The sequence below is a fragment of the Leucobacter sp. Ag1 genome (assembly GCF_000980875.1).
GTDB lineage: Bacteria > Actinomycetota > Actinomycetes > Actinomycetales > Microbacteriaceae > Leucobacter > Leucobacter iarius.
The window spans coordinates 16828-30667 of sequence record NZ_LAYO01000084.1 but is presented as its reverse complement, the minus strand read 5'-3'; the positions used below and the strand labels follow the sequence as shown (position 1 = coordinate 30667).

Annotated in this window: 10 protein-coding genes; all 10 read left to right on the top strand. The window is 72.3% G+C overall.

What is annotated here, in order from left to right; all coding sequences use genetic code 11:
* Positions 1–228 precede the first annotated feature (228 nt).
* Positions 229–1716, top strand: coding sequence for a serine hydrolase (locus tag XM48_RS05610; protein WP_084821019.1), 1488 nt, complete (start codon positions 229–231; stop codon positions 1714–1716).
* Complete coding sequence (locus XM48_RS05605; protein ID WP_046454819.1) at positions 1713–2831, top strand: dipeptidase; 1119 nt, start codon at positions 1713–1715, stop codon at positions 2829–2831. Before XM48_RS05610 ends, XM48_RS05605 begins: the two co-directional genes overlap by 4 nt.
* A 128-nt stretch (positions 2832–2959) precedes the next feature.
* Positions 2960–5062: an ABC transporter ATP-binding protein gene (locus XM48_RS05600; protein WP_046454818.1), complete on the top strand. Its 2103-nt coding sequence runs from the start codon at positions 2960–2962 to the stop codon at positions 5060–5062.
* Positions 5059–6009 carry an ABC transporter permease gene (locus XM48_RS05595; protein ID WP_046454817.1) on the top strand — a complete coding sequence of 317 codons (951 nt, stop codon included), beginning with the start codon at positions 5059–5061 and terminating at the stop codon, positions 6007–6009. Before XM48_RS05600 ends, XM48_RS05595 begins: the two co-directional genes overlap by 4 nt.
* The gene (locus XM48_RS05590; RefSeq protein WP_084821018.1) at positions 6006–6959 is read left to right on the top strand and encodes an ABC transporter permease; all 954 of its coding nucleotides are present in this window, start codon (positions 6006–6008) and stop codon (positions 6957–6959) included. Before XM48_RS05595 ends, XM48_RS05590 begins: the two co-directional genes overlap by 4 nt.
* Before the next feature lie 43 nt (positions 6960–7002).
* Positions 7003–8856, top strand: coding sequence for an ABC transporter substrate-binding protein (locus tag XM48_RS05585; RefSeq protein ID WP_046454816.1), 1854 nt, complete (start codon positions 7003–7005; stop codon positions 8854–8856).
* A 5-nt stretch (positions 8857–8861) separates the two neighbouring features.
* Positions 8862–10160, top strand: coding sequence for an erythromycin esterase family protein (locus tag XM48_RS05580; RefSeq protein WP_046454815.1), 1299 nt, complete (start codon positions 8862–8864; stop codon positions 10158–10160).
* On the top strand, positions 10157–12244 hold the full coding sequence (locus XM48_RS05575; RefSeq protein ID WP_046454814.1) for a prolyl oligopeptidase family serine peptidase: 2088 nt from the start codon (positions 10157–10159) through the stop codon (positions 12242–12244). The genes XM48_RS05580 and XM48_RS05575 overlap by 4 nt, the downstream gene beginning before the upstream one ends.
* 129 nt (positions 12245–12373) lie before the next feature.
* Positions 12374–12760, top strand: a complete 387-nt coding sequence (locus XM48_RS05570; protein WP_046454813.1) for a hypothetical protein — start codon at positions 12374–12376, stop codon at positions 12758–12760.
* A gap of 113 nt (positions 12761–12873) precedes the next feature.
* Positions 12874–13800 (top strand): hypothetical protein, encoded by a 927-nt coding sequence (locus XM48_RS05565; protein ID WP_046454812.1) that lies wholly within the window; start codon positions 12874–12876, stop codon positions 13798–13800.
* Positions 13801–13840: the final 40 nt, after the last annotated feature.

Genomic DNA, 13840 nt, shown 5'->3' with positions numbered 1-13840 from the left:
CCATCCTCACCACGCGGACCGATTCTGGAAAGGCGGACCGGCTCTCGACACCGACACCGTTCCTCGGCACGAACACCGCCATCTCCGAAAACCGCAGTTCCACCGCGAACGCATGCCAAGGGTTCGGCCGGGCCGACGAGCGCGGCCCGGGCGGCTCGTCGGGTTCGACGAATCAGGGCTTCCGCGCTTTCCCTAGGCTCGTGCGCATCGAGGGTGAAGGGGGCCATCATGCCGCGAACGAGTCACCGGGCTGACGCCGGACCGAGCCACCGTACGGACGACCGGGCGGACGCCGGACCGAGCGACCGCATAAGCCACCGCACGCGCGCCCTGCGCGACCACCTCGCCGCGCGCCTGCCCGAGCTGCTCGCCGAGCACGGGGTGCCGGGCGCCTCGCTCGCGGTCGCGATCGGGGACGAGACGATCACCGTCGCGGCCGGCGTGCTGAACCTGCGCACCGGCGTGCCGGTCACGAGCGACGCGGTGTTCCAGATCGGCTCCGTCACGAAGGTGCTCACCGCGACCCTCGCGATGCGCCTCGCCGACGAGGGGCGTCTCGACCTCGACGCGACCGTGCGGAGCATCCTGCCCGAGTTCGCCCTGGCCGACGCGGCGGCCGCGGAACGGATCACGGTGCGGCAGCTCCTCTGCCACAGCTCCGGTTTCGAGGGCGACGTGTTCACCGACACGGGTGAGAACGACGACTGCCTGGAGCGCTACGTCGCGGAGCTCGCGACGACCCCGCAGCTCTTCGCGCCGGGCACGATGTTCTCCTACAACAATGCGGGCATCTGCGTGCTCGGCCGCATCATCGAGGTGATCGAGGGCGTCCCCTTCGATCGCGCGCTGCGCGAGCGCCTGCTCGATCCGCTCGGGCTCGACCGCGCGGCGGGCGATGCGGGGGATGCGATCCTGCAGGCGGCCGCGGTCGGGCACGTGCGCGAGGATCCCGACGCTCCGCTCGCCCCGACGCGCACCTGGGCGATGGCCCGGTCGAATTCGCCGGCGGGTTCCCGGCTCGCGATGCGCGCCGAGGACCTGATCGCGTTCGCGCGCCTGCACCTCGCAGGCGGACGCGCGGTTCCGGGGGAGGAGCTGCTCGGTGCGAGCGCGATCCGCGAGATGCAGCACCCGCAGATCCTGCTGCCCGAGATCGCGCAGGGCACCGCCTGGGGGCTCGGCTGGGAGATGTGGCAGCGCGACGGCGGCTGGGTGATCGGCCACGACGGCAGCACGATCGGGCAGTCCGCACTGCTGCGCCTCGTGCCCGCGCGCGGGATCGCGGTCGCGGTCCTCACGAACGGCGGGGATGCGAAGCCGGTGTTCGCCGAGATCGCCGACCGCGTGCTCGAGGAGTTCGCCGGGATCGCTCCGGCGGAGCCGCCGCGCCCGGCGGCCGATCCGGCGAACGATCCGGCGCCGTTGCCGGCGGATCCCGAGCGCTTCACCGGCCGCTACGCGTCGAGCACCGCGATCACCGAGGTGCGGATCGACGTCGACGGCCGGCTCTGGCTCGAGCGCGTCCCCGTCGGGATCGTCGCCGAGCTCGGCGACCTGCCCTATCGCAGCGAGCTCGTGGGCTGGCGCGGCGACGCGCTGCTGCCGGTCGAGCCCGAGGGCGGGGTGCACCAGCCGGTCGCGTTCCTCGCGCCGGACGCGCGCGGCCGTGCCGGGATCCTGCACACCGGTCGCGCGGACGTGCGGGTGGACGCGTGAGCGCCGGGAGTGCGCCGTCGCCGGCGGCCGCCGAACTGCATCGCCGCGCCTACGTCGCCGATACTCACAACGACCTGCTGTGCGCGGTCGTGGCCCGACCGGTCGATCGGTGGGGGAGCTTCTTCGGCGAGCGCTGGGTGCCGCAGCTGCGGGCGGGCGGCGTCGACCTGCAGGTGCTGCCCGTGTTCATCGAGGACGCCTACCGTCCGGAGGGGGCGCTTCGGCGCACGCTCCGCATGCTCGAGGCCGGGCGGCGCGCCGCCGCGGAGAACGCGGACGCCGTGCGTCTCTGCCTCGACGGCGCGGATCTCGATGCCGCCGCGGAGTCCGGGCGGATCGGCCTGGTGCTCGCGCTCGAAGGAGCGCACGGGATCGGCGACGACGTCGAGCTGCTCGAGACGGTGCACCGCCTCGGGGTGCGGGTGGCGTCGCTCGCCCACTTCGGGCGGGGCGGCTTCGCCGACGGCAGCGGAGAGGATGCGACGGGGAGCCGGCTGACGAGCGCCGGCGTGCGGGCGGTGGCCGAGATGGAGCGGCTCGGCATGCTGTTCGACGTGAGCCACCTCGGCGCCGCGGGCGTCGGTCATGTGCTCGAGCTCGCGAGCCGGCCCGTGATCGCGACGCACTCCTCGGCGCGGGCCCTGTTCGATCACCACCGCAACCTCAGCGATGAGCAGCTGCGCGGCATCGCGGTGGGCGGAGGCGTGGTCTGCGCGAACTTCTACGCGCCGTTCCTGCACGCGTCCGATTTCTCGGTCGATCGGCTGGTCGACCACCTGGAGCACCTCGTGTCGGTCGCGGGCATCGAGCACGTCGGCCTCGGCCCCGACTTCCTGAAGGAGGTGCTCGCCGAGACGACGCCGCCCTGCTGCGAGGCGACCGAGGTGGCGGGTGTCGCCGCGGACGCGTACCTGCCCGGCCTGGAGGGGCCCGCGGGGCTCCCACTGCTCACGGACGCGCTGCTGCGTCGCGGGTGGCGGGAGGGCGATATCCTCGCGGTACTCGGCGGCAACGTGCGCCGCCTCTTCCGCGCCGAGCTCGGGGTGCCGTCGGCCGGTCGCACCGTCGGTTCCGCGGGGACCGGAGCGGGGGCGTTCGTCGCGCCCGACGAATGATCCGCCGCGGCTTCGCAGGAGCCGACGAACCGTCGCGGGGCCCGCTCCCGCACCATCGAACATGAGCCACTGAACCATCCACCACTCCGAGCCGGGACCCGGTTCCAGATCGCGCAAGGGAGCGCAGCATGCTGACGATCAGAGATCTCACGGTCGAGATCCGCCGCGGCGACCGCCTCGTGCGGCCGGTCACCGGGGTGAGCCTGTCGGTCGCGCGCGGCGAGACGCTCGGGATCGTCGGCGAGACGGGATCGGGCAAGTCGATGACCGGCCTCGCGGTGATGGGCATGCTGCCCGCGGGCGGACGGGTGACGGGCGGGTCGATCGAGTTCGACGGCCGCGAGCTCGTCGGGCTGGCGCCGGAGGCGTACCGGGGGATCCGCGGCAACGACATCGCGATGGTGTTCCAGGACTCGCTGACCTCGCTGAACCCCACGCGCCGCATCGGCGAGCAGATCGCGGAGCCGTACCGGCTGCACCGGGGCGGCAGCCGCGCCGCGGCGCTGAAGGCAGCCGAGGAGATGCTGGCGCTCGTGGGGATCCCGCGACCGTCCGAGCGGCTCTCGGACTACCCGCACCAGCTGTCCGGCGGCATGCGCCAGCGCGTGATGATCGCGATGGCGCTCATGTGCGAGCCGAAGCTCGTGATCGCCGACGAGCCCACCACCGCGCTCGACGTGACCATCCAGGCCGAGATCCTCGAACTGCTCGACGGCCTGAAGCGGCAGCTCGGCATGTCGATGATCCTGGTGACGCACGACATGGGCGTCGTTGCGCGCTACGCCGATCGCGTCGGCGTGATGTACGCGGGGCGCCTGGTCGAGACCGGCCCGACCGCGCAGCTGTTCAGCGACACCCGGCACCAGTACACGCACGCGCTGCTGTCGTCGATCCCGTCGCTCGAGCAGGATCGCGACGTCGAGCTGTTCAGCATCCCCGGATCGCCGCCCGATCCCGCGGAGCAGCCGCCGGGCTGCCGCTTCGCGCCCCGCTGCTCGGCGGCGAGCGCGCGCTGCCGCGAGGAGTATCCGCCGACGCTCGAGGCGTCGGCGGAGGGGCACGGGTTCGCGTGCTGGAACCCGGTGATCGCGAAGACGATCACGGTGCGCCAGCGGGCGTTCGCGCGACCGACGGATGCGGCCGAGGAGGCCGCGAACGCGGCGGAGGCCGCGACCGGCGCCGAGGAGCCGCGCCTGCGGGTCGTCGATGTCCGGCGGGAGCACCCCGTCTCGGGCTTCCGGCTGACGGGGAAGCGCCGCACGGTGAAGGCGGTCGACGGCGTGAGCTTCGAGGTGGGCGCGGGCGAGACCTTCGGTCTGGTCGGCGAGTCCGGCTGCGGCAAGTCGTCGCTCGGCCGCATGCTCGTCGCGCTCGACGCGCCGACGTCGGGCGAGGTGCGGCTCGACGGGGCTCGGGTGTCGGGGCTGAAGCCGCGCGAGCTCGGGGTGCGGCGCACGCAGCTGCAGATGATGTTCCAGGATTCGAGCGCTGCGCTCGATCCGAAGATGCGGATCGGGCAGATCCTGCGCGAGCCGCTCGCGATCCAGGGGATCGGCACGCAGGCGGAGCGCACGGCGACGGCGCGCGAGCTGCTCGACAGCGTGGGGCTCGGCGCCGGGATCCTCGACCGCTACCCCTACGAGCTGTCGGGCGGGCAGCGCCAGCGCATCGGTCTCGCCCGCTCGCTCACGCTCGATCCTCGCGTGCTCGTCGCGGACGAGCCGGTGAGCGCCCTCGACGTGTCGATCCGCTCGCAGGTACTCAACCTGATGCGCCGCCTGCAGATCGAGCGGGGGCTGTCGAGCGTCGTCATCTCGCACGATCTCTCGGTGGTCCGCTACCTGTCGGATCGGGTGGGCGTGATGTACCTCGGCAAGCTGGTCGAGGTCGGATCGACCGACGAGGTGTACGGTTCGGCCGCGCACCCGTACACGGCCGGCCTGCTCTCGGCGGTGCCGGTGGCCGATCCCGAGGCGGCGGCGCAGCCGGCGGGCGAGCGGATCACGGGCGAGCTGCCGAGCCCGCTGGATCCGCCGAGCGGGTGCCGGTTCCGCACCCGCTGCCCGCTCGCCACCGAGCGGTGCGCGACGGAGGAGCCCGCCATGCGCGCGGTGACCGCCACGCACGGCGTCGCCTGCCACTTCCCGCTGCAGGAGCTCGTCGCGTCCGCGGCGGCGCCGCGATCCGGGGTCGAGCCCCAGTCCGAACCGGCGCTGGGAGGCGCACGATGACCATGTACGTCCTGCGGCGCATCGCCGTCTCGCTGCTCGTGCTCCTCGGGCTCTCGCTCGTGGTGTTCCTCATGCTGCACTTCATCTCGGACAGCCCGGGCCGCGCGGTGCTCGGCCCGCAGGCATCGCCCCAGGCGGTGGCCGCGTTCAACGAGGAGCACGGCTACGATCGCCCGGTGCTGGTGCAGTACGTCAGCTACCTGGGCGACCTGGTGCGGGGCGATCTCGGCCGCTCCTACAAGCTCAACGAGCAGGTCTCGGTGCTGCTGTGGCAGAACGCCGGTCGCAGCGCGATGCTCTCGTTCGCCGGGCTGATCCTGTCGCTGATCATCGCGATCCCGCTCGGCATCGCGCAGGCGGTCCGCAAGAACTCCTTCATGGATCGTGCCGCGACGGCGGTCTCCTACGTGCTCTACGCGACGCCCTCGTTCCTGATCGCGCTGCTGCTGATCGCGATCCTCAGCCAGGCGATCCCGATCTTCCCGGCGGAGGCGTCGCAGTCGTCCTCGCCGTGGGTGATCTTCACCGATCCGAGGGCGATGGCACTGCCGCTCATCACCCTGACCGTGACCAACGTGGTCGTGTTCTCGCAGTACCAGCGCTCCTCGGCGCTCGAGCAGCTCGGCCAGGACTACATCAAGGTGGCGCGGGCGAAGGGCCTGCCGGAGCGCATGGTGCTCACGAAGCACCTGCTGCGCAACGCATGCATCCCGCTCATCACCCTCGTCGGCATCCAGATCCCGATCCTGCTGGCGGGCAACCTGATCGTCGAGTCCGTGTTCAACTACCCGGGCCTCGGGCTCCTGTTCCTCAACAGCCTGCACCGCGAGGACTACCCGGTGCTGCTGGCCTACACCCTCATCGGCGGCGTCCTCACGGTCGCCGGCAACTTCATCGCCGACCTCATGGTCGCGCGAGCCGACCGACGGATCGAGCTGAAGAAATGACCGCATCGAACCACGAGCCCGCTGCCGCCGTCGCCGAGGAAGCGGTCGTGCAGACCTCGACCGCGAAGCCCGAGCCCGATCCGACGAGCCTCATCGCCGTCACCCGGCCGCCCCGCTCCTTCCGCGCGGTGCTGCGCTCGCTCATGCGCAACAAGCTCGGCGTGACCGGCGCCTCGATCCTCGTCGCGCTGCTCCTGTTCTGCTTCGTCGGGCCCCTCGTCTACCGCACCAACCAGACCGACGTCGACCTGCTGAACGCCGCGCTGCCGCCCGGCGACGGGTATCCGCTCGGCACCGACAGCAACGGCTTCGACGTGCTCGGCCGCATGATGCTCGGCGGGCAGGTCTCGCTGCAGATCGGTCTGCTCGCGGCGCTCGTCGCGACGGTGGTCGGCACCATCTACGGCGCGATCGCCGGCCTCGTCGGCGGGGTGCTCGACGGGTTCATGATGCGCGTCGTCGACACCCTGCTTGCGATCCCGTTCATGTTCTTCGTGCTGATCCTGTCGGCCCGGTTCACCGCCACGCCGGTCACCCTCGCGCTCGTGATCGGCGGCTTCTCGTGGCTCGTGATCGCCCGCCTCATCCGCAGCGAGGTGCTCTCGCTCCGGGTCCGCGAGTTCGTGCTCGCCGCCCGGCTCATGGGGGCGAAGAACCGCCGCCTCATCTTCACCCACCTGATCCCGAACACCGTCGGCGTGATCGTGGTGAACGTCACCTTCCAGGTCGCCGACGCGATCCTCACGATCGCGGCGCTCGGCTTCCTCGGCTTCGGCCTCACCTACCCGGTGACCGACTGGGGCAGCCAGCTCTCCGCGGGCGTCACCTTCATCGCCTCCGACTACTGGTGGCTCATCTACCCGGTCGGCGGCTGCATCGTGCTCACGGTGCTCGCCCTCAACCTGCTCGGCGACGCCCTGCGCGACGCCCTCGACCGCCGCGGCGAGTAGCCGCCCCGAACGACCCTTCCCCTTCCGAACCAGGAGAACCCACATGACGATCCTCACCCGCCGAGGCGCCCGCATCGCGGTCGTCGTCGCAGCCGCGGGAGCACTGCTGCTCTCCGGCTGCGCCGGCCCGACCGACGCGAAGTCCGACTACTCGACCCTGCCCAAGGAATCGGGCAAGCCGCAGACCGGCGGCACCGCGACCGTCGCGCTGACCCCCGGCCTCAGCCCGAACTACATCTATCCGTACCCGCCGGCCGAGGCCAGCGGCACCGTGATCGCCCGCGGCATGCTCTGGCGCGCGCTCTACCGCCCGAGCGGCACGGGCGGCGAGATCGTGGATCCCGGATCGAGCCTCGCCGAGCTGCCGAAGACGAGCGCCGACGGCAAGACCGTGACGATCACGATGAAGGACTACCAGTGGTCGAACGGCAAGCCGGTCACCTCGAAGGACGTGGTATTCTCGCTCGCCCTGCTCAAGGCCGCGATCGCCGAGAGCCCCGCCAACTGGAGCTTCTACACGCCCGGCCAGTTCCCCGACGGCGTCACCGCGACCGCTCTCGACGACAAAACCCTCGTGCTCCAGCTCGAGAAGGTCTACAACCCGTCCTACCTGCTGTCGATGCTCGAACTCATCTACGTGATGCCGTCGGCCGACTGGAGCGTCGCGAAGACGGGCGGCCCGCTGCTCGACTTCACGAAGCCCGAGAACGCGAAGGCGATCTACGCGTACCTCACCTCGCAGTCCGCCGACCAGTCGACCTTCGCCACGAACCCGCTGTGGAAGATCGTGAACGGTCCGTACCAGCTGAAGTCGTTCGAACCCACGACCGGCTCGTACTCGCTCACGCCGAACACGAAGTACAGCGGCCCCGGCGAGCACCGCCTCGCCCAGGTCGACTTCAAGGCGTTCACCTCGGCCTCGGCCGTGCTGAACCAGTACAAGGCGGGCAAGCTCACCGTCGGCACGCTCGACTCGAGCTTCGCCTCGCAGATCCCCGCGCTGCAGAAGAAGGGCTACCACGTCTACGGTGCACCGGCGCCGGCCCGCTTCGACTCGCTCATCATCAACTTCAAGAACACGGTCGACGGGTTCGACAAGGTCATCGCGCAGAAGTACGTGCGCCAGGCCCTGCAGCAGCTCATCGACCAGCCCGGCTACGTCAAGAGCCGCGGCGTATACAACGGCGCGGGCGAGGAGAACTACAGCCCGCTCGGCGCGGAGTCGCCCTTCCCGCCGAAGTTCGGCGACAAGCCGCCGTACCCGTTCGACCCGAAGGCCGCGCAGAAGCTGCTGACCGACAACGGCTGGACCGTCGACCCCAAGGGCACCACCTGCACGAACCCGGGAACGGGCGCGGGCCAGTGCGGCGAGGGGATCGCGCAGGGGCAGAAGATCAGCTTCACGATCGCGTCGGCCAACACCCCGGCCTACGTGGGCGCCCGCGACCTCGCCTTCGTCTCCGAGGCGAAGAAGGTCGGCATCGACATCAAGGTCGTCACGAAGTCGCTGAACTACATGTACGAGAACTACGGCAACAGCTTCGCCCCGGCCAAGACCAACGAGTGGGCGATGCAGGACTTCGGTCCGCTCTACCAGGCGGCCGGGTACCCGACGAGCAACACCGTGTTCAACACCGACGGCAGCTTCAACCTCGGCAGCTACTCGAACCCCGAGGTCGACACGGCCATCTCGGCCTCGACCTACGGTCTCGACGAGCAGGCGCTCGCCGTCGAGGGCACGCTGATCGGCGAGGAACTGCCCGCGCTGTGGTTGCCGACGCCGGATACCCTCGTCGTGTGGAAGGACACCCTGAGCGGCCCGCCCGAGACCTTCAACGCGCTGCTCAGCTTCATCTACTCGCCCGAGCAGTGGTACTTCACCGAGGGGCAGAAGTAACCCCCGTGCGCGCGCTCCGCAGCTTCGCCGCTTCGGCGGTCGACTCCGCGGCGATCGATCCCGGATCGATCGCCGCGGAGGACGCCGCTGCGGTGCGCGCGCTCGCGCGCGGCGCCCGCGTGCTCGCGGTCGGGGAGGCCGCGCACAGCGTCGCCGACGTGCAGACCGTGCAGGACCTGATCGTGCGCGCGCTCGTGCAGGATCCGGGCGGGGCCGTCGCGCCGTTCGCCGCGGTCGCCATCGAGTCCGGCTTCGCCGAGTCCCTCGCGCTCGACGCGTGGGTCGGCGGCGCCGGCCGCGATGCCGACCTCGACGCGGTCGCCCGCGACGGCATGACCTACGGGTTCGGCGCCTCGCCCCAGGTGCAGCGCATGCTCGCCGGGCTCCGCGACTGGAACCTCGCCCACCCGGAACGCCGCGTGCGGGTGATCGGCATCGACCTCCCCGGATCCTCGACCTCGCCGGGACCCGCCGTGCGGGCCTGCCTCGACCGGATCCCCGCGCTGCCCGGCGACGCCGAGCTGCTCCGTCGCTCCGATCTCGGCGGACGCACCGAGGCGGCCATCGCGCTCGACCGGATGGACCCCGCGGAGCGGGCCGAGCTGGTCGCCGTGATCCGCGGTCTCATCGAGCGCGTGCGCGCGCAGGACGACGGGATCGCGCAGCGGGCCGCGGCCTCGCTCGAGGCCTTCCTCGGCGAGCTCGACTTCGTCGACGGACCGGGCCCCGACGGTGCTCCCCGCCCCTACCCGCGCGAGCGGTTCATGGCCGACACCGTGCGCTGGATCGCCGAGCGGTACGGGCGGACGATCCTGCTCGCGCACAACTCGCACGTGCGCCGGACCCCGCTGCACGGCCGGGCGACCCTCGGATCCCTGCTCGCCGGCGAACCGGGATCCGCGTATCGCGCGATCGCGACCTCCTACGCCTACGGCCCGCTCGTGCGGTTCGAGCAGCGGTCGCCGCGCCCCTTCGACTGCGACGTGCTGCTCGACCACCGGGGTCCCGTGCCGGGCAGCCTCGAAGCGGCGCTCGAACGGGTCCTGCCCGCACCCGAGACCGCGGGCGCGGAATCCGTCGCGGTGCTGCTGCGCCTCGACGCCGGCGCGGATCCCGAGCTCGCCGAGCTGCTGGCCGGAGCGAGCGGGATCCTCGCCGGCGGCGAGCTCGACCCCGTCGACGACTTCCCCGCGGCGTTCGACGCCGTGGTGCACCTGCGCGAGGCCAATCGCGTGCCCGGCGCCTTCGAGCGCCTCCGGGCCGAGTTCGGCCTCGGGACCCCTGACGCGAAGGAGCAGCCGTGAGCCCCGCCTCCCCGCCGACCCGCACCGGGACCGAGTTCTCGGAGCCCGCGGGCGTGCGGATCCCCGACCCCTACCGCTGGCTCGAAGCCGATACCGCCGAGGTGCGCGACTGGCAGCGGGAGCAGGCCGCGCTCGCCGTCTCCACCATCGCCGCGGGCGGGCACCTGGAGCGCGCTCGCGCGCTCGTCGAGGCCTTCGACGACGGCGCGCGGCCCGAGCTGCCCGCACCCGCCGCGGGGCACTGGTTCCGCGCCGAAGCCGGCCCGAACGGCCCGGAGGTGCTCGTCGCCGACACCCCCTACGGGCCCGGTCGGGTGCTCGCGCGGCTCGCCGACTTCCGCGACCCGGAGCTCGGGACCGACGCGCCCGCCCCCACCCTGTCCTGGCTCGCGCCCTCGCCCGACGGCCGGCTGCTCGCGCTCGGCGTCTGCACCGACGGCAGCGAGCACCACCGGATCCGCATCGTCGACGTCGGCACCGGCGCGGAGCGCGCCGACGCTCCGCCGCAGACCCTGCACAGCGCCTGGGCCGGGGGCGTGAGCTGGTGGCCCGACAGTCTCGGATTCTCCTTCTTCGCCCTCACCGGCCGACCCGAGGACTTCGCGCAGGCCGTGTTCGAGCACCGCATCGGCGACGGCACGCGGATCGAGGCCGTGCCGATCCCCGAGGGGTCGCGCGAGTACACCCGGCTGCAGTACTCGGCCGATGGCCGGCGGGCCGTCGCGAGCCACCGGCTCGGCAGCCCCGCACCGGTCGCCGTGCGCGCGCTCGACACCCCGGGGGAGCCCTGGCGGCCCTTCGTCACGGGGCTCCCGCTCGGCCCCGGAGGCACGGTCGCCGGCCACATCGTGGGCGACGCCTACATCGCGGTCACCGACGTCGACGCCCCGCGGGGGCGCGTCGTCGCGATCCCGCTCGACGCCGCGCACCCCGACGATCCGAGCACCTGGACCGAGCTCGTGCCGCAGGGCGACACCGTGCTGCGCGCGATCACCCCGGTCGGCGACCGCCTCCTGCTGCACGGCTTCGACCGCACGGTCGCGTTCGTGCGGATCCTCGGGCTCGACGGACGCGAGCTGCCCGGAGAGCCGGGCCGGGTGCCGCTGCCCGGCGAGGGCGCGATCGGATCCCCGTTCTTCGCCCTCACCGCGCTCGCCGCGAATCCGCCCGCGAGCGAGCGGGACGGTTACGTCTTCGCGTTCTCCACGCTCACCACCTCGTGGGGCGTGTACCGCTACCTGCCGGCGACCGGCGCGCTCGAGACGCTGCGGGCGCCCGGGATCGAGCTCGACGCGACGGTCGAGCTCGCCTGCGCCACCGCGCTCGACGGCACCGGGATCCCCTTCCACGTGGTGCGCCCGGCGGGCGCCGATCCTGCGGCGCCCGCGCCCGTGCTCATCTCGGCCTACGGAGCGGCCAACGTGCCGCTGCTGCCGCAGTACCAGGGCGACCTCGCCGCGTTCGTCGCGGCCGGCGGCACGCTCGTGCAGGCCTATCTGCGGGGCGGAGGCGAACTCGGCAGCGACTGGTTCCGCGGCGCGCACCGCGAGCGTCGGCACGTGCGCGACGGCGATCTCGTCGCCGTCGCCGAGCACCTGCTCGCGACCGGGATCGCGGCGCAGGGCGGGCTCGCGCTCACCGGCGGATCCGACGGCGGGCTCATGTGCGGAGTCGCCGTGACGACCCGTCCGGATCTCTGGCGCGCGGTGCTGCCTCGTGCGCCCCTGCTCGACCTCATCGGCGGGATCCGCGATCCCTACCTCGAGTTCGTGATCCGCAAGGCCTGGGGCGATCCCGACGTCGCCGAGGATGTTCGGCGGCTCGCGGGCAACTCGCCCTACGAGCTCGTCGAGCCCGCGCGGTTCCCTGCGGTGTACGTGCAGGCCGGGGCCACCGATCCCCGCTGCCCGCCCTGGCAGGCGCGCAAGTTCGTCGCGAGGCTGCAGGCCGCGCAGCGCGGGGAGGCGCCGATTCTGCTGCACGTGTTCGAGAACGCCGGGCACGGCGCGGCGACGAGCCCCGAGGTCCTCGCGCAGCAGGATTCCGAGTGGTTGGCGGTGCTCCTCGACGAGCTGGAGATCTGAGCTCTGACGAGTTCCGGATCACGCCTATTCCCTGACGGAAGTCTGGTAATGTGCGCGATGCGGAGACGGTCGATCCGACTCGCGGAACCGACCCCCGCTCTTCATCCCAGCGACAAGGAAGCCCCCCCCATGACGACGTTCAACGCGGAATCCCACCAGGAGTTCTTCTCGGCCGATCCGGGGCGCTTCAAGCGCCGCGGTCTCATGGGCCTCGGCTGGTCCTCGGCCGAGACCGGGAGCAAGATCACCCAGTTCACGGACGCCCGGCTCGACCTGCGCCGGACCGACGAGCAGGAGGCGCTCGCGCTCTTCTCCGCCCGCAACTTCCGCGAGCTCGTGATGAAGCGTCCGGTCGTCGACAGCGGCCCCCTGCACCTCGTGGTGTGGCAGAACAAGAAGGATCGGGTGCTCTTCGTCCAGCTGCGCAAGTTCCTCGACCGCGCGACCTACGTGCCGCTGACCGACGTCGTCGAGGTGACGGGCGCCGAGTACGACGCGGTCTTCTCGAGGCGCTGATGAGCCCCGGGGGCGGGCTGTCCGACGCGGATCTCTCGCCCCTGCGGCGCCGGCCCGGAATGCGCCGGGTGCTCCGGTACGCGCGGGGCTCTCAGGCTCCCGGGTCTCCACCGGTGGGCGTGATCGCATGCGCGGCGGCCGTCGCGTTCTGCGTGTTCGTCGCGCTGACGGTGATTCTGCTGCGCGGAGCGGGCGTCCTCCCGTTCCTCGCGGCGGTCCCAGCGCTCTGGGCCCTCGCCGTGGTGCACCTCGCGGTCACCCGCGTGCGGGACGCGATGCGGGGCGCGCGGCTCGAGGGCTTCGCCCGCGCGAACGGCCTGGCCTTCGCCGCCCGGCAGGAGAACGTGCGGCGCCCCGGGCTCGGATTCCCCAGCCACCTGCGGGGAGTCGAACGCGACGTGCTCTCGGGTGACGCCCGTGCGTGCGGGCACGGGATCGGCTTCGCGCTGGGGCGGCATCGGGCGTTCGGTTCCGGACACCGCTCGTCCGCCGACGTGCGCCGGGCGTTCGTCTTCGTCGAGGTCGAGCTCGGCACCCCCGTGCCGCACCTCGTCCTCAAGAACCGCCGCGCGCGCATCCTCCCGCTGGCCGGGATCTCGCGCAGCGGCGTGCAGCGGCTCGCGCTCGAGGGCGATTACGCCGAGCGGTTCCGGCTCTTCGTCGTGCCGGGCGGCCAGATCGACGCCCTGGTCCTGCTGACCCCCGACGTCATCGAGGCGGTGCTGGAGTTCTCGCACGAGGCCGAGCTCGAACTGGTCGACGGGCGGCTGACCCTGTACCTGAAGCCGTCCACGGCGTTCTGGAAGCCGGAGGAGATGCGGCGCCTCCTGCTCGCCACGCAGCGGCTCGTCGATCTGCTGGAACACCAGACGAGCCGGTACGCGGCGGCGCTCGCGCCCGCCGCGCAGGCTCCGGCGGTGCGCGTCCGCGATTCCGGCGAGGGATCGGGACTCAGCTGGGTGTGGGCGGGGATCGGCGTCGCGACGATCCTGCTGTTCGTGTCGGTGCCCCTGCTGATCGGCGCGTTCGCGCCGCGGTGAGCCGCGCGCGGCTGGGCGGGATGCCGCCCGCGGTGCGCCG